The 15542-nt window shown below is 59.3% G+C and carries 16 protein-coding genes; 8 read left to right on the top strand and 8 right to left on the bottom strand.

The window, feature by feature from the left end; genetic code table 11:
- Positions 1-116: 116 nt before the first annotated feature.
- Positions 117-716: a TetR/AcrR family transcriptional regulator gene (locus SKP52_RS00915; RefSeq protein ID WP_052207688.1), complete on the top strand. Its 600-nt coding sequence runs from the start codon at positions 117-119 to the stop codon at positions 714-716.
- Here SKP52_RS00915 and SKP52_RS00910 read toward each other — a convergent pair.
- The 6 genes from SKP52_RS00910 to SKP52_RS00885 form a co-directional block, all read right to left on the bottom strand.
- A complete protein-coding gene (locus tag SKP52_RS00910; RefSeq protein ID WP_039570661.1) occupies positions 688-1938 on the bottom strand; it encodes an NAD(P)/FAD-dependent oxidoreductase in 1251 nt (416 codons plus the stop codon). The genes SKP52_RS00915 and SKP52_RS00910 overlap by 29 nt on opposite strands.
- Entirely contained in the window at positions 1935-3626 is a 1692-nt protein-coding gene (locus SKP52_RS00905) for an AMP-binding protein (RefSeq protein ID WP_228383907.1), read from the bottom strand. Before SKP52_RS00905 ends, SKP52_RS00910 begins: the two co-directional genes overlap by 4 nt.
- 120 nt (positions 3627-3746) lie before the next feature.
- Entirely contained in the window at positions 3747-4058 is a 312-nt protein-coding gene (locus tag SKP52_RS25080; RefSeq protein ID WP_081997139.1) for a 2Fe-2S iron-sulfur cluster-binding protein, read from the bottom strand.
- Positions 4059-4066: 8 nt separating this feature from the next.
- A complete protein-coding gene (locus tag SKP52_RS00895) occupies positions 4067-4813 on the bottom strand; it encodes an SDR family NAD(P)-dependent oxidoreductase (protein WP_231726380.1) in 747 nt (248 codons plus the stop codon).
- A 29-nt stretch (positions 4814-4842) separates the two neighbouring features.
- Positions 4843-5463: a 3-phenylpropionate/cinnamic acid dioxygenase subunit beta gene (locus SKP52_RS00890; protein WP_052207687.1), complete on the bottom strand. Its 621-nt coding sequence runs from the start codon at positions 5461-5463 to the stop codon at positions 4843-4845.
- Positions 5460-6779, bottom strand: coding sequence for an aromatic ring-hydroxylating oxygenase subunit alpha (locus SKP52_RS00885; RefSeq protein WP_039570649.1), 1320 nt, complete (start codon positions 6777-6779; stop codon positions 5460-5462). The genes SKP52_RS00890 and SKP52_RS00885 overlap by 4 nt, the downstream gene beginning before the upstream one ends.
- Before the next feature lie 296 nt (positions 6780-7075).
- Between SKP52_RS00885 and SKP52_RS00880 the strand changes: the two genes are divergently transcribed.
- The 5 genes from SKP52_RS00880 to SKP52_RS26815 all read left to right on the top strand — a co-directional run bounded on the left by SKP52_RS00880 (position 7076) and on the right by SKP52_RS26815 (position 12671).
- The gene (locus SKP52_RS00880; protein ID WP_039570646.1) at positions 7076-9382 is read left to right on the top strand and encodes a TonB-dependent receptor; all 2307 of its coding nucleotides are present in this window, start codon (positions 7076-7078) and stop codon (positions 9380-9382) included.
- Between the two features lie 168 nt (positions 9383-9550).
- Positions 9551-10441, top strand: a complete 891-nt coding sequence (locus SKP52_RS00875) for an alpha/beta hydrolase (protein WP_039570643.1) — start codon at positions 9551-9553, stop codon at positions 10439-10441.
- A 75-nt stretch (positions 10442-10516) separates the two neighbouring features.
- Positions 10517-11350 (top strand): IS5 family transposase, encoded by an 834-nt coding sequence (locus SKP52_RS00870; RefSeq protein WP_039570640.1) that lies wholly within the window; start codon positions 10517-10519, stop codon positions 11348-11350.
- Positions 11351-12241: 891 nt separating this feature from the next.
- A complete protein-coding gene (locus SKP52_RS26820; RefSeq protein ID WP_228383768.1) occupies positions 12242-12427 on the top strand; it encodes a hypothetical protein in 186 nt (61 codons plus the stop codon).
- Complete coding sequence (locus SKP52_RS26815; RefSeq protein ID WP_052207684.1) at positions 12405-12671, top strand: NAD(P)-binding domain-containing protein; 267 nt, start codon at positions 12405-12407, stop codon at positions 12669-12671. The genes SKP52_RS26820 and SKP52_RS26815 overlap by 23 nt, the downstream gene beginning before the upstream one ends.
- Positions 12672-12739: 68 nt before the next feature.
- On the opposite strand, the gene SKP52_RS00860 is transcribed toward SKP52_RS26815, so the two are convergent.
- On the bottom strand, positions 12740-13363 hold the full coding sequence (locus SKP52_RS00860) for a TetR/AcrR family transcriptional regulator (RefSeq protein WP_039570638.1): 624 nt from the start codon (positions 13361-13363) through the stop codon (positions 12740-12742).
- Positions 13364-13691: 328 nt separating this feature from the next.
- On the opposite strand from SKP52_RS00860, the gene SKP52_RS26810 reads away from it, so the two are divergent.
- Positions 13692-13754 carry a biotin/lipoyl-binding protein gene (locus SKP52_RS26810; protein ID WP_231726382.1) on the top strand — a complete coding sequence of 21 codons (63 nt, stop codon included), beginning with the start codon at positions 13692-13694 and terminating at the stop codon, positions 13752-13754.
- Between the two features lie 117 nt (positions 13755-13871).
- On the opposite strand, the gene SKP52_RS00855 is transcribed toward SKP52_RS26810, so the two are convergent.
- On the bottom strand, positions 13872-14717 hold the full coding sequence (locus SKP52_RS00855) for an SDR family oxidoreductase (protein ID WP_039570635.1): 846 nt from the start codon (positions 14715-14717) through the stop codon (positions 13872-13874).
- An 80-nt stretch (positions 14718-14797) separates the two neighbouring features.
- Between SKP52_RS00855 and SKP52_RS00850 the strand changes: the two genes are divergently transcribed.
- The gene (locus SKP52_RS00850) at positions 14798-15205 is read left to right on the top strand and encodes a winged helix-turn-helix transcriptional regulator (RefSeq protein ID WP_039570632.1); all 408 of its coding nucleotides are present in this window, start codon (positions 14798-14800) and stop codon (positions 15203-15205) included.
- Positions 15206-15542: the final 337 nt, after the last annotated feature.

Genomic DNA, 15542 nt, shown 5'->3' with positions numbered 1-15542 from the left:
CCGTGGTGAACGGGTTACGCGCGAATGTCAATACGGTAGCGTATGGTTGATACCTGTTTGCGGCGGCATTTCATAGTTCGATTGACAAATGACGTCTCTCGGCAAGAAGTGCTCTCATGAAGACCACAACAAAAACGCGCAGCACGGAAGCGATACGACTGGACGCTGCGGCCTGGACGGACGCCGCATTGGAACTTCTGGCATCGAACGGCATCGACGGCGTTCGGATCGAACTCCTGGCCAAGCGGCTGGAAGTGACGAAAGGCAGCTTCTACTGGCATTTCAAGGATCGCGATGCCTTGCACCAGGCGATGCTCGAACAATGGCGCAAGAGCGCAACGCTGGCGCTGATCGAGCGCCTGGACCGCGGTGAGGCCTCGCCCGAAGCGAGGCTGCGACGACTTTTGCGCTTGCCCATCATGGGGCAACGCTCGGCGCGGGCAGCCGACGTCGAGCTCGCGGTACGTCTCTGGGGGCGGCGCGAGCCGCGCGCGCAGGCGGCACTTGAAGAGATTGATCAGCTGCGCCTTCGCTATATTTCCGGGCTGATGATGCAGTGCGGCGCCGATGCTCCGGAAGCGGAAGCACGCGCCATTCTCGCTTATTCCTATATGCGGGTCGCAGCGACTCTCGTCGCAACCGAAGCGCGCGAAACGATGGACAGATGCGAGGCACTTCTGATCGGCATCAGGCCGTCTGTTGAACAAGCGTCTTGAGCGGGACATCGGTACAAGCCAGCCGCACGGGGTCGGGACAGATGCGGGCAGTCACCAGGGCCTTGCCCTGCACATAGTCGCGCATGGCATTGACGCAGTCGAGTGCGATGACCCGACCGTTCTTGAGATAGATCGCCGAAAAGCTTCGGCTGGCCGGATCACCCCGGATGATGACATCGTCATATCCGATCGAAAGGCCCACGGTTTGCAATTTAAGGTCGTACTGATTGGACCAGAACCAGGGTACGGCATCGTATGGAATCGGATCGCCCATGATCGAACAAACCGCAACCATCGCCTGATCATGCGCGTTCTGAACCGATTCCAGCCGGATCAAAGCGCCATCGGCATAGGGGTTAGCATGCAGGGCGCAATCGCCGATGGCATAGATGTCCGGCAGGCTCGTCCGGCAATAGGCATCAACTGCCACCCCATTTCCGCCTTCCGCGCCGGCCGCCAAAAGGGCTTCGACCGCCGGAAGGATACCAATGCCTGCAATCACCATATCGGCTGGAATGCGCGTTCCGTCAGACAGCCGCACACCGGTCACGCGGGTCCGCCCTTCCAGGCAGGCGACCGCCACGCCCATGCGCAGGTCAACGCCATGACCTCGATGGACCGCCTCATAGAAGCGGGAAATATCCTCGCCGGCCACACGCGCAAGAACGCGCGGAAGGGCTTCGAGCAAGGTCACCGCCAGCCCCCGCTTGATCAGCACGGCTGCTGCTTCCAGGCCTATAAATCCGCCACCAATGACCACTATTTGAGGATCGTCACCCAGCTCGAGCAACATCTTGTCTACATCGGCGCGGGTCCGCACCGAATGGACGCCGCCGAGCGCATTCCCTGGACAACTGAGACGGCGCGGATTACCGCCGGCCGCCCAAATCAACGTGCCATAGCCATGCACCCTGCCGTCAGCCAGCATCACACAGTGCGCGGCTGCATCCACCGCGGTCACCACATGCCCGGGCATCACATCGATCTGCTTTTCGGCCCAGAATGTGGCAGGACGGATGAGAATGCGATCGAACGATTTCTCGCCTGAAAGATATTCCTTCGACAGAGGTGGTCGCTCGTAGGGCAGTTCAGGCTCGCCGTTAAGGAGGCCGATCGTACCGGAAAATCCGCGCTGTCGCAGCGTCACAGCGGCCTGCGCGCCCGCATGGCCCCCGCCGACGATGAGGATATCATGCCTGGAAGGCGACCCGCAGGATATCATAGCGCGTACGCATCTTCATAAAGACGTTCGACAAGGTCCGCTCGTCGCTCGAGGATACGGCGCTGATTGACATTCCCCTTCTCGGTAATTTCGTCATGATGGGCACTTGGCGGTTCAGCAAGCACCATGAAACGCGCGATTCGGGTGCTCGACCCCATCTGCCGATCATTGTGCCTGCGAAGAATCGCACTTAGCCGTTCTCGTATGAGGGGGTGTTCGGCAACCGCTTCCGTACCGAACATCGCGCTCATATCCTCGCCCAGCAGCGCACGACAGGCTTCCTGGTTCGGAAACAACAGAATTCCGACCTCGCCGCGACCATGGCCTGTAATGACCACATCGGAGATAAGTTTCTCCCCGGCGTTGACGATGGCTAGCCGCAGAGCCCCGACATTGACCCAGGTTCCAGAGGTAAGCTTGAAATTCTCCGCGACGCGACCATCGAACAATATTCCAGCCGATGGGTCATTGGGGTCCGCAAACTTGGCCGCGTCGCCGATCTTGTAGAACCCCTCTTCGTCAAACGCATTGGCCGTGGTCGTGGGATCCCGCCAATAGCCCGGCATGACATTGGGTCCACGCACGCGCAGCTCGTAGCGATCTTCATTCGGCATCATCTTGATCGTCGTGCCGGGCATCGGCGCGCCCAGATTATTGGCATAGGGCTGATCGAAATACAGGATGCTCGAGAAGGGGGCTGTTTCAGTGGAACCCCAGCCAGCGACGATCATTGGCACCCGCCCGACGCTGCCAAGGGCGGCGGCTTCCACCCTCTTCCTCAGGGCTGTAGGCAGGGGTGCACCGCCATTGAAGATGAAGTCCAGATCGCCGAAGAAATGACGGGCGAAGACGGGATCACTTTCCAGAAACGGCAGGAGGGCCTCGAAACCAACCGGCACGTTGTAGAAAAGTGTCGGTCTCCAACGACGCAAGGCGTCTACCGTTTTCGCGATCGATTTGAGCGTCGGTCGACCGTCGTCGATATGCGAATGGCCGCCGAACCAGAGGGTCGTATTGAAGCAGCAATTGCCGCCAAATGTATGGTTCCAGGGCAGCCAATCGACGGAAACGGGCGGACGGTCATTGAGGAATGGCCAGATCGCCGACAACCCCAGCATGTTCGACACCATCATGCGCTGAGTGTTTGCAACCGCCTTGGGATGACCCGTCGATCCGGACGTGAACAAAAGCTTTGCCACCGTGTCGAGACCGACGTCGGCCTCCATGGCATCGACTATTGTATCGCTTATGGGCTGCACGGCATCGATCCAGCCAAGATCCTTGAGCGAGCGCACTTCAAGCCCGGGACGCCCGCTTTCCGCAAGCATGGACACGGCAAGATCGGTGTGGTCCGCGATGACAAGACCAGGATCGATCTCGCCAATGACGCGCAGCAGCTTTGCCCAGGGACGCGCTTCAGGCGCGGCGTAGGTCGGCGAAACGATTGCCACAGGAATGCCGACGCTGGTGGCTGCCAAAACGACCAGCGCATGTTCGATACTGTTCTGCCCAAGGAGCATCAGCGGGCGTTCCAGCGAAAGCGGCATCGCTAGCAATCGCGCGGCAATCCGACGGCGCTCGGCCTCGGCCTGGGCGTAAGTAAGTTCCCGGTCACCCTGGGTCAGAAACAAGGCTTGGGGCTGAATATTTGCCCAATGCGCAAGCCTCTGCGGGATCGTGCCGTTCACGGGCGGCAGGGCGATTCCGTTGCTGAGCAGGATAGAGCCATCGCTACGGCGCTCTGCTTGCACATCGACCGCTGCAACTTTCAAATCACTCGCTATCATAAACTCCCCTCCAACTTTTTTTCAGTCTTCCGGCGCGATCCGTATCGTCAGTCCCGCAAGATCGTCAGCGAACCTTATTTGGCACGCCAGGCGAGATCGTTCGGTACGGTGATCGGAACTATCGAGAAGGTCATTTTCATCGTTGCCGGGCACGCCCGGATCGACATCGCCTTCGACGTAGACGTGGCAGGTCGCGCAACTGCAGCATCCGCCGCAAAGCGCAAGCAGCTCATCATATCCGGCGTCACGGATGACCTCCATGACAGAGAGCCCTGATCCCGCCTCAAGTTGTTGCGCGTTTCCCGCACGATTAATGACTGTAAGTGTCGGCATTTCGGACCTCAAACGGAAATAGTGAGCCCGCCGTCCGACAGAAGCATCGCCCCGGTGACGTACGCGCTCTCCTCGCGGCTTGCGAGCAGGACATAAAGCGATGCATGATCCTCCGGGGTCGATACGCGCCCAAGCAGCATATGGCGTTGCATTTCGGCCATGCGGTCAGCATCCGCATTCATCGCCCGCTCCCCCTGTCCCAGTGCAGCGGGGCCGGAGATGCCGGTGTCCGTCGCGCCGGGAGCAACCCCGTTCACACGAACCTCCGGCGCAAACTCCTTGGCGAGCTGCATGACAAGACCGCGCAAAGCGAACTTCGAGGCCGTGTAGAGCACCCCGCCCCCGCCAGCGAGAAAGCAGGCGTTCGATCCGGTCGCGATGATGCTGCCCCGGCTCATGCGCAAGGCCGCCAGGCTGGCGCGCGCGCCGTGGAGAGCCCCCTTGACGTTGACGCCGAAGATCTCCTCGAACCCCCTGTCGATTTCCGCCGGTTCCTGCTTTTCCAGACGCTTGTGGAAGTCCCACAGGCCAGCGTTGGCGACATAGACGTCAAGCCCCCCCCAGCGCTCCACCACCGCGGCGACTGCACGCTCCGCGGTGGTGAAGTGGGCAACGTCGCCAACGACGACGACCGCGCCCTCGCTTTCGAGCGCGGCAACATCAGAATCGCGGCGAACGACCGCAACGACATGCGCGCCCTCGGCCAGGTAGCGGCGCACGACGGCACGCCCGATACCGGAACCGGCGCCGGTCACGACCGCGCGATATCCTGCAAGGCGCGCCATCAGAAGAAGACAGAGAGATTTTTGGTCAGCAACACCGACTGGGGCAACAAGATCATCCGCCGCACAATCTCGAAACCACCATTGGGACTGACGCGCAGCAAATCACGACGACGTCCGAACAAAGTGGCTTCGTCATGTTCCGACCGATTGCGGTACTGGACGAAGGCAGAATGAACTTCATACTCACCCGAGACGTCCGTCTCGAACGCCTCGACATTCGTGATGAGATAAACATGGCGAGTTGGGGGATCTTCCGTCCACACCAGATTAGAATGGATTCGCCCGATGCGTACCGCGATGTCCGCCTTCGATTCATCGAACAGTGCCATATTGCCGGGATCCAATTCCGGCCTTGCGTCACGACGGAAGCGATTCTGCCGCAGCGGCATCCAGTAAAACAGATCGTCCGCCAGAAGGGCGTACCAGTCATCATATCGCTCTTCGTCGAGGAGGCGCGCCTCGAGCTTGGCAAATCGCTCGATTTTTGCCAGCAGCGCATCCTCAACGGGAGCGCCCTCCCCCCGCATGGCAAGAAGTTGAGCCGCAGCGGCGCGCGCCTCGCCTTGAGTCAACGTCGGATAGGTCGAATAGTCAGGCTTGCGGTCGAGCACACTGGTCATTCCGCTGCCTCCGGCTCCGCTACGGGAACCTCTACCGGCATATCGGCCCAGGTCTCGGCATCCATCATTTGCGCCCAGCGCTTGTAGAACAGCCGCTGGTTGGCGTCGGAAAGCTGGCCTGCGCTAACGGAACCGGGGAGACCTTCCTGCTCGACCTCACCAATTGGCGCCATGGCGTAGCACAGCCGCTGGTTTCGCGTCACCCAGCCTGCATTGGCCGTGGTGGAGTGCTCCCAATTCTCGCCGTCGTCCATCTCGAGCAGGCCGGAGGGCGAGAAGGTACGCATCGAGCCGCGCCGGAATCTGTCCTTGATCTCCTCGGGCATGTTCTTCGGGACGAGGGTCCAGGCATGGATTTCCGTCTGCGTCGGCCCCTTGGGTTGGAAGGTGCGGAAGGTGAAATAGCCGGGAAGGAACGAGAAGTTCGGGAAGATGGTTGCAGAGGCGACCGATCCCCACATGTTGGCGCGGAACCGCCCCAAGCGAGCGGTAATCGCATCCTGTCGCGAGCGCATGTACCGCAGCAATTCGCGATCGCCCATCGTCGCGGCATTGCCGAGGAAGCTGTCGTTGAACTCCCAGCCATGGCCGTTGACGGACACCTGATAGCTGCCGGCATTGTCGACCTTGACGCCGCCATGGCGGCCCAATGTCGGCTCCGAGCCACCAAGATGGGTCCACAGGGCGTGGTAGATATCGCCGACGAAATTGTCGGCCGGAAACTTCCAGTTGCACTTCATCACGGAGCGGGTCGCGCCGCCGGGAAGGAATTCGGTGCCACCATCTTCCGCGTCCAGCACGGCATCGAGATACCAGCGGAAGTCGCCCAGCCACTCGTCGAGTGAAGGCGCTTCCTCGCAGAAGGTCGCGAAGACGAGCCCCTTGTAGCTTGCCACACGGGCGCGCTTCAGCCCCCAATCCTCCATCCGGAAGCCGGGGGTGGATTTGTAGAGGCCCATTTTGGGCATCTTCTTGAGCGCACCATCGAGACCGAACGCCCAGCCATGATAGTTGCACGTAAACTGGCGACCTTCTCCGCTATCAGCAAAGCAGACGCGGTTGCCACGGTGCGGGCAGGAATTGAGGAACACGTTGATCGTACCCGCGCCTGCCCTGGCGACGATCACCGAGTCCTCGCCCATATACGTGGTGATGAAGCTGCCGGGCAGCTCGACCTGACTTTCGTGCGCGACGAACAACCATGAGCGCGCAAAAACTCTCTCGAGTTCACGCTCATATATAGCAGGATCCCAGAAAATACGGCGATCGACGGTTCCGAACGTCCAGTCGACCAAATCGGCGGCTTTGTGCGTCATGATAGGCTCTCCATACCTTACCGTATGGATTCGTATCTAATTTTGCAAGCGCGTTTTTCCAGGCCAACGAACCCCATCGAGCGAATCGTCGCACTCATTCCACCATGCGTATTCGAATGGTTTTCGCACCATTCGAAGGACAGGTGCAAAAAATATGCGTCATTTTCTCACCAATTACCCTTGTTTTCAGGATGTTAGCTAAATCTGCAAAATTTGGTCCCCATATTGTAAATTACATACCCTTGAGTATGTTCAGGCAAACAAGCTCGAACAGGGCGATCCAAGGGGAGAGGAATATGAAGACGATCACGTATGCGCTATCGGCAACTTCGCTGATGGCCTTAGCAGCGCCTTGCGTTGCCCAGACGAATGAGAACGCTCCGGATGCGGCCAATCCCCCGTCACAAGCTGACTCTGTGCCGGAACCCGTTGCATCGCTCGGCGACATCATCGTCACCGCGCAAAAGCGATCCGAAAACGTCAACAAGGTCGGTGTTTCGATTACAGCGGTCCAGGGCGACGCGCTCCAACAGCGCGGCGTGGTCGATACCGCAGACCTCATCAAGATCACGCCCGGTTTCAATTTTGTTCAGAGCGCCTATGGCGTACCCGTGCTGACCCTGCGGGGTGTCGGATTCTATGACACGGCGATCGGCGCAGCCTCGGCCGTCAGCGTTTATGTCGATGAAGTCCCGCTACCGCTTTCGATCATGGCGCTAGGCGCCACCCTCGATCTCAATCGCGTCGAGATATTGAAAGGCCCTCAGGGCACGCTTTATGGGCAGAATGCAACGGGTGGCGCGATCAACTACATCTCGGCACGGCCTACAGATAGCTTTCACAGCGGGGCAGATCTCACCTATGGCAGATTCAACCGGGTCGAGTTGAAAGGGTTCGTCAGCGGTCCCATCACCGACACCTTGACCGCCCGTATCGCCGCGCGGTTTGATCGAAATGACGACTGGCAGCGCAGCTACACACGCGATGCAACCAACGGCGAAGGCAACATCTTCTCCGGCCGCGCAATCGTTGACTGGAAGCCGAGTGACCGGCTCCGCTTCAGTTTCATGGTTCACGGATGGCGCGATCGTTCCGAAAGCCAGGCGCCTCAGCTTGCGGCAATTACGGGAGCCGCGTCTCCCGCCGTGTTGCGCACATACCCCCTGCCCCCGCGCGACAATCGCGCCGCCGATTTTGACCCTGACCTTTCATTCAAGCGTAACTCCTGGTTCGCCCAGGTTTCCGGTCGCGCCGACTATGATCTGTCAGACACTGTTACGATCACATCGATTACGGCCTATTCAAAGCTCAAGCGTTTAAGCGCTGTCGATGCAGACGGCACGGCGATCCAGGCCTATGCGCTGATTAACCCGGGCCGCTCGCGAGACTTCTCGCAGGAGTTGCGCCTATCAGGCGATTCCGGGCAACTCCATTATGTCGTTGGCCTAAATTACGCTTGGGAAAGTGTCTTCGACCAGTCGGACCCCCTCGCACGGACCTCGAGCTTTCCCTTTCAAAGGGCGAGTGCGCATTCCGATCAACATATCAATACCTATGCCGCATTTGCGAGCCTCGACTACAAGCTGACCGATACACTGACGCTCCAGGGCGGCGTGAGATATACCGACCAGCATCGGCGTTTCATCGGCTGCACCTATGATTCGGGTGCCGGCGATTTTTCGGCGGTGGTATCCCGTATCGCTACAGCGCGCGCCGGACACCCCATCACGATAGCGCCCGGAGCATGCCTCACGCTCAATGCGAATTTTGAGCCTGCACAGGTCCGCAGCCAGCTGAACGAGGATAATATATCGTGGCGGGGCGGCGTGAACTGGCAAGTGAACCCAACCACCCTGCTGTATGCGAACATCAGCAAGGGCTATAAAAACGGTGCCTTTCCGACGGCTGGAGCAACGTTTGCGCTCCAGCTCACACCCGCCACGCAGGAATCGCTCACCGCCTATGAGGCCGGATTCAAGCTTGGCCTCTTTGCCAGGAAGCTGCAACTCAATGGAGCGGTCTTCTACTATGATTACCGCGACAAGCAGTTTCGCGGAAGGATTGTAGATCCCGTGATCGGGCCGCAGAGCGCCCTGATCAATGTCCCCAAGTCACGTGTCGCCGGCGGCGAAATCCAGGCAACGCTGCGACCAATTTCGGGGCTGACGATCAATACCGGCGTCACCTATGTCGGAACCAGGATTCTTGGTGATTTCGTCAATTTCGACGCTCTCGCACAGCAGGTACACCTGAGCGGCGAAGCCTTCCCTCTGACGCCCGACTGGCAGGTCACATCGGACATCGACTATCAGTTTTCGGTAAGCGACAGCATGAACGGGTTTGTCGGCGGCGGCGCAACCTACCAGGCTGCCACGAATGGAGGGCTCGGAGAATTGCCCCAGTTTGCGATCGATTCCTACACGCTGATCGACGTGCGGGCAGGCGTCGTGCTGAAAGACGACCGTTGGCGTCTGACCGCCTATGTGAAGAATCTCACCGACAAATTCTATGCCACTCTGGTCAGTCAGCCAGGGCCCGATGCGGCGATCCGGTTCACCGGTCAACCACGAACCTATGGATTGACCCTTTCCTATCGCTATTGATCAACCATATCTGCCTGGAAACAGATGCCAATGCCGCGACCGCGCGGGACAAAGTCCTGGCTGCGTTCGTCTAATGATGGCAGCGGCAAGGCGCGCGGCGAGGCAATGTAGCTCACCGGTCATGATGAGGGTCACGGACCATCGAAATGCAAGAGATCAAGGAGTGATATGGGTTATCTGACAGACATCGTCGCTTTTGGAATCCAAGCGATCGCGCCGCTCCTGACCAGGCCAGCGGGCGAGGTGCGCAAAGAGTTCAGCCTTCCCTGCAACGTCAGCGCGCATCGGGCGACGACCGATGCCGGTCTCATATCGTTCAAGCTGTATCGCCCGGCCACGCCTTCAGGTCCATTGCCCGTATTCTTGAATATTCATGGCGGCGGCTATGTAATGGGCTGTCCCGATCAGGATGACCATATTTGTCGGTACCTTGCCAATCGGGCCTGCTGTGCGGTGGTCAACATCAACTATGATACCGCGCCGCAGGCCCGCTATCCCACCGCGCCCGAACAGTGTTTCAGCCTGGCGCGCTGGCTCTCGCTCAATGGCGATCAGCTCGATCTCGATGCGGCAAGGCTGGCAGTGGGTGGCCATAGCGCAGGCGGCGCGTTGGCGGCAGGCCTCGCTTTGCGAGCCGCGCAGGATGAAGCTTTTCAGATACTCGGATTGATCGTGGATTATGCGATCCTTGATCTTGCTGCCGATCCTCGGACGAAGCACAGGCGGTTGCCAAGACCGCTGATCACTCCGCTTCTTTCCCGGATTTTCACCGATAGCTACATACCTGACCGTTCACAGCGCCTCGCCCCTTTGGCTTCGCCGCTGCTCGCTACCGATATGACCCTGCTACCGCCAACGCTCGTCATCACGGCGGAATTCGATACATTGCGCGATGAGGGGGACGCATTTGCCGATCGGCTTCGGGATGCGGGGGTATTGTTCGAGCATGTGATCGTTCCGGGCGTCGATCATTTCTTCACGCACACCGGACCGGTACCGCAAGCAAGACTCGCTCTCGATACGATGGTTCGACTCCTTGATCATGCCTTCCAGGCCTGAGAGCCCGCCCCGAAAGTTGTTGAGCAATACCAGTATGTTGTGATTCAGTCCGTCCTGCGAGAGATGGAGTGATCAATGACATGGACTGGTATTGCCCGGCAGGAGCATAGCCGGAAAGGATTGCGCTATTCCAGTGATATGACGGACCGTGAGTGGTCTTTGGCGGAGCCGTTCATCCCGCCGGCCAAGCGCGGAGGTCGTCGTCGGACGACAGACATGCGCGAGGTGGTGAATGCCTTGCTTTACATAGCAGCCAGCGGCTGCGCCTGGAGGCTTCTGCCCAAATGCTTTCCGCCGGTCTCGACGGTGCAGCGCTATTTCTACGCTTGGCGCAACACCGGTTTGCTCGAGGTCATGAACACGGTGCTGGTGATGAACCTGCGCGAGATCGAAGGGCGCGAAGCAAGCCCAAGCGCCGGTGTGATCGACAGCCAGTCGGTGAAAACCACCGAAAGCGGCGGTCCTTGCGGGTATGACGCGGGCAAGAAGATCAAGGGCCGCAAGCGGCATATCCTGACCGACACCTGCGGCTTTCTCATCTTCATCCTCGTCCACACCGCCGACATCCAGGACCGCGACGGTGCCGTCGATGTCCTCAAGGCCGTGCGGAAACGCTTCCCGTGGCTGCGGCATGTTTTTGCCGATGGGGGCTATGCCGGTGACAAATTCAGGAATGCGCTCGCCGGATCGGGAGCGTGGAGGATCAAGATCATCAAACGGTCCGACAAGGCCAAGGGCTTCCACGTCCTCCCCCGCCGATGGGTCGTCGAACGGACTTTCGCATGGCTCGGCAGATGCCGCCGGCTCGCCAAGGATTGGGAGACGACCGTCGCGTCCTCGACCGCATGGGCGACCATCGCCTCCATCCGCATGCTTACCCGGCGAACTGCAAGGTATTGCTTTGCTTGATTATCTTCTGAGTCAGACACTGAAGCTCTTCTCCCCCTCTTCCTGCCGTTCAGTCGGTCTTTTTGATTGCTCATGCCGAATCATATCCGCGCGAGAGTATCGCGGCGATATTGTCTCCAATGTGTCTGGGCGCTCAGTTCGGGCGCGGTCCGGCAAGACCTATGTTCCGAGCACGACAGTCCAGGTCGCCGAGGCGAGCGCCCTCTATATATCACTCATTCCACGACGGATAAGAGACATTCCAATTTGGGAGATTGCGCGGTGCAGCAATTTCCTGTGAAAATACGATCGCCTTTCAGGCATCCTCTCCCAATTGAGGTCGGCATTTATGCCGACCTCTTTTTTCTATTTCGTCCACCGCTCTCAGCCCCGATACCAGCCCTCTTCGAACGTCGCCGGAAGGGCTGGAGCCGTGCTTGTCCGCGAAGTGAGTGCGGCCCTCCGGTTTCGCTACGTATGGATAAAGCGAAGTCACCTGCCTCGACGGGAAATATCCCCACGCGCCGGGCGATCCGCGCTCGTCCATCCAGCTGATCGGAGCGCCTCGTCGCAGCTATCGGCAAATCCGAAAGGGGTTTTTGCCAACTCTGAGACCGCTCAAGGCCGTCGATCGGACTTCGACATCCGCAGAGCGGCCTCAGCATATGCGCCACCTATTTTGGACGTCTGAAATAGCACGCTGGCCAGCCTGCCCCGCCATCTGGTCGACGATAATGCCGATCGGTAGGTCGGTGGCAGCGTCGGCCCTTGCACGTTCGCTAACGCGAAAATCGGGCTGATTCATGCCGCGGCATCCACCACCATCTCGGTCGCCTTCGCGCGTGAACTGGCCGAGCTGCACGAAAGTGCGATGTTGCTTTTGTTTCCGCTCACGTGCTGGGCCGTCCCGACTTGGCTGCTAAGGGCGAACTCAACATCCTGGTCGGCGGCGCTGCGTCGGCGGTCGACAGGACCCGCGCCTCTGAGGAGGTGATCGGCGGGCGGATCTGGGACATGGGCACAGACGGGCCGATGGCGAATTTCCACCAAGGTTGCCTGCAATATAATGATCACCATGGCGATCAAGGCAATGGCTGAAACTGTTGTGCTGACCGAAGCCAACGGCCATGCTCGGGATCAGTTTTCGAAACTCAACCTTTGTACTCTGTCCGGCAGCCGCTCCTATCAAGTCTATTCAGCGAACATCGCGAGCGAGACTTATGAACCGAGCTTCAAGGCGACCCTGGGTCTGAAAGACCTGAGGCTGCGAGAGACGCAGCCGAGCGAGCCGGGCACGCCCTGCCGATGCTCGATGCCGCGCATCGCCGGATGTGCGGGATAGGCGGCTGAACTGGTTCTGCGGTTGGCTGGTCCCGCCCGCCAATTGGTTCGCCAACGCCATTTGTCCGATTAAGCGCCCTCGATCCCGCTAGCCGGCCACGCGCGCAAACCTAATTCTATTATGTCTTCCAGGGCTGTTCGATCCACGCCGGCGGCGGCTTGCACCGCCATTCCATGAACGAGGGCGTAGAGAAAACTCACCAAACCATCAATCGGGTCATTGCCGGGTAAATCACCTAGCTGACGAGCCAATTCAAGGCGACTAGCGAGAGCTGCGCGCGCCGCGCCGAGCCTCGCTAAAACATTTGCCCTCACCGCGTGCGCGTCGTCAGAATAAGCCATCGAACCTAAGACACCCAGACAACCTTTTGACCCTGTCCGGGTCTGCGCGTCCAACGCGCCTCGCAAGAAACTTTCCGCTACCTTTCGCGCGGTCGGCTCTCTAAGCGACACGACCGAAAAGCTGACGATATCGGTCTCGTAAAGGTCCATTGCTTTGTTGAAAAGCGCCTCCTTGTTGCCGAAAACCCGGTACATGCTCGGCTTCGAAATACCCATAGCATCGGTCAAATCATCGACGGATGCGCCCTCGTAACCTTTCCTTCGAAACGTATCGAGCGCAATCTCCAGCGCGCACTCGGGATCGAAGCCTCGCGGGCGACCCTTGCTTTGTTTCGAAGATGAATGCTGCATGATGGCAATTTAAGCAGCGACTACCTCAGCCGCAAGACTGCAGGCGGAGATCCGCTTATTTCGATCTCATTTTCCGGCCAATCGTCGATCTTGCATTCTTCCTCCTGCTCTACGCCGCAGTCGCACAGATCAGCGGAATCTCTGGACGTTCGCATGACACGCCACCTGCCGTTCTTGGCCGCCTGTTTACCACCACCATTATCGTAATCGTTTCTTTCGCAGTGGCAGTCCTATCGCGCTCTGACACCGATATGAGCAAGACTGCTGGACCAGCGGCGGCCATGTCCACGCCGATGTTGTTCGCGTGACGCCCGATGTAGCCGGCCTGATGACCGAGGTCCGCGTCCGGGACAATCAATCCGTCCGGACAGGCGATGCGCTGTTTTATTGATCTCCCCGCTATGGCGCAGCCCTGGACCAAGCGGATGCGAACATCGCTAGCGCCGAAGCCACGCTACATACCCCAAGAAGTCGATCGGGCCGTCAAGCCTTGCACCGCGAGCGCGAGTTATTGCAGCGCGTGCGCCACGGCCTGCGCCAATGGTGTAGTCGGCCGGCCTATTAGCTTTGAAAGCTGCTTGCCATCGTCAAATAGGCCCCCCTGCGATGCAGCGACGTCCCACCCGGCGATCGCGTCAGCTAAGCCTTCGGGAAGACCCGCGGTGACCAACGCTGCGGCATAGTCTGCTGCTGGCAAATCGCGATAGGGAATGGTCCTACCGGTCTGCCGTGAGATTTCCGCGGCTAGGTCTGAGAGTGTCCAGGCGTCGTCTCCTGCCAGTTCATAGACCTTGCTCGCAGGGCCATCGCTCATCGCTACTATGGCTAGCGCCTCTGCAAAATCCTTACGCGTCGCTGACGCCAACTTGCCCTGGCCCGCGCTCCCGATGAAGACACCGCTTTGCAAGGCACTGTGGATCGAGGAGGTATAGTTTTCCGTGTACCAGCCGTTGCGCAGGATCGTAAAATCGACGCCGGAGGCTTTCAGGTCTGCCTCGGTCTCACGATGCTCGGCGGCGAGCGACACCACCGACGTGTCCGCGTGGAGCAGGCTCGTGTAAAGGATGCGCTTGACCGTAGCCGCCTTGGCGGCATCGATGACGTTGCGATGCTGGCGTACGCGTTGGCCGATTTCACTCGACGATATGAGGATGAGCGTATCCACGCCTTTAAGCGCGGCTGCCAGTGTTTCAGCCTGTTCATAATCGAAAGCGCGCGTTTCGATACCGAGGTCAGCCACTTTGTCCGGGGTGCGGGCAAGCGCAACAATACCGGCCGGACCTGTCCGGGCTGTCAGCACATCGATTGCAAGGCGCCCAAGCTGTCCGCTCGCACCCGTAACGGCAATATTCATAAAAACCTCGCTCCTTTGGTGATCAAGATCAGCAATAGGCGCCTTGCTTATTTTTCGTAAGTACGTACATTTGTGTTAGTATGGAATATGATGCACAAACCACGGGTATACCCCTGTCCGTACAACTGCGTCGCGGCGATCTCATGGCGGCGGCATGCCCATCGCGCGAAGTGCTTAAACACGTCACCAGTCGATGGGGGGTTCTCGTGCTGATTGCTCTGATGGATGGCACGCTGCGGTTCGGCGAACTTCGCCGGCTGATTGGTGGGGTAAGCGAAAGGATGCTCTCGCAGACCTTGCAATGGCTGGAGCACGACGGGCTAGTCAATCGTACGGCGCGACAGATTGTTCCGCCGCATGTCGAGTACAGCCTCACGCCAATAGGACGCGAAGCTGCGCAAAAAGTGACTGATCTCGCGGACTGGATCGAGACACGCCTGCCAAAGATCCTCGATGCCAGAAAAACAAGCGTGAATCCTGAGCGGTAGCAAAAGACTAGGACATCATTGTCCGTTCGGAGGATCAACGAAACACATTCCCGCCAGCGGCATTTCTCCCCGAGTTGCTCGGTACCGACCAAAGCCTGCTCTCACTAGAAAGCTCTTCGCACATGCGGGAAAGGCTTATCCGGCTGGCGGCGGCCTAAAACCGGCTGAGGCGGCGGGCGTTCGCCGTCGCCTTGGAAGGGATTGGCGCCAGCGCCGTTGTCGGCAACATCGCCAGAGTGGTCGCGATCTCGAGGTTTCGTTCAACGACCTGCTTCCATTCAGACCAGCCGAGCCAGCCCCCGCCCGATAGTCGGCCGAGCGCCCGCGCATTGGCCTC

The organism is Sphingopyxis fribergensis, assembly GCF_000803645.1.
GTDB lineage: Bacteria > Pseudomonadota > Alphaproteobacteria > Sphingomonadales > Sphingomonadaceae > Sphingopyxis > Sphingopyxis fribergensis.
Note: the sequence above shows the minus strand (reverse complement) of the source record. Positions and strands in the feature narration are given on the sequence as shown.

What these genes read in the sequence shown, in the direction of transcription:
- SKP52_RS00915 (WP_052207688.1), top strand. Translation starts at nt 117, where the DNA reads ATGAAGACCACAACAAAAACGCGCAGCACGGAAGCGATACGACTGGAC.
- SKP52_RS00910 (WP_039570661.1), bottom strand. Translation starts at nt 1,938, where the DNA reads ATGATATCCTGCGGGTCGCCTTCCAGGCATGATATCCTCATCGTCGGC.
- SKP52_RS25080 (WP_081997139.1), bottom strand. Translation starts at nt 4,058, where the DNA reads ATGCCGACACTTACAGTCATTAATCGTGCGGGAAACGCGCAACAACTT.
- SKP52_RS00890 (WP_052207687.1), bottom strand. Translation starts at nt 5,463, where the DNA reads ATGACCAGTGTGCTCGACCGCAAGCCTGACTATTCGACCTATCCGACG.
- SKP52_RS00885 (WP_039570649.1), bottom strand. Translation starts at nt 6,779, where the DNA reads ATGACGCACAAAGCCGCCGATTTGGTCGACTGGACGTTCGGAACCGTC.
- SKP52_RS00880 (WP_039570646.1), top strand. Translation starts at nt 7,076, where the DNA reads ATGAAGACGATCACGTATGCGCTATCGGCAACTTCGCTGATGGCCTTA.
- SKP52_RS00875 (WP_039570643.1), top strand. Translation starts at nt 9,551, where the DNA reads ATGGGTTATCTGACAGACATCGTCGCTTTTGGAATCCAAGCGATCGCG.
- SKP52_RS00870 (WP_039570640.1), top strand. Translation starts at nt 10,517, where the DNA reads ATGACATGGACTGGTATTGCCCGGCAGGAGCATAGCCGGAAAGGATTG.
- SKP52_RS26815 (WP_052207684.1), top strand. Translation starts at nt 12,405, where the DNA reads ATGGCGATCAAGGCAATGGCTGAAACTGTTGTGCTGACCGAAGCCAAC.
- SKP52_RS00860 (WP_039570638.1), bottom strand. Translation starts at nt 13,363, where the DNA reads ATGCAGCATTCATCTTCGAAACAAAGCAAGGGTCGCCCGCGAGGCTTC.
- SKP52_RS00855 (WP_039570635.1), bottom strand. Translation starts at nt 14,717, where the DNA reads ATGAATATTGCCGTTACGGGTGCGAGCGGACAGCTTGGGCGCCTTGCA.
- SKP52_RS00850 (WP_039570632.1), top strand. Translation starts at nt 14,798, where the DNA reads ATGGAATATGATGCACAAACCACGGGTATACCCCTGTCCGTACAACTG.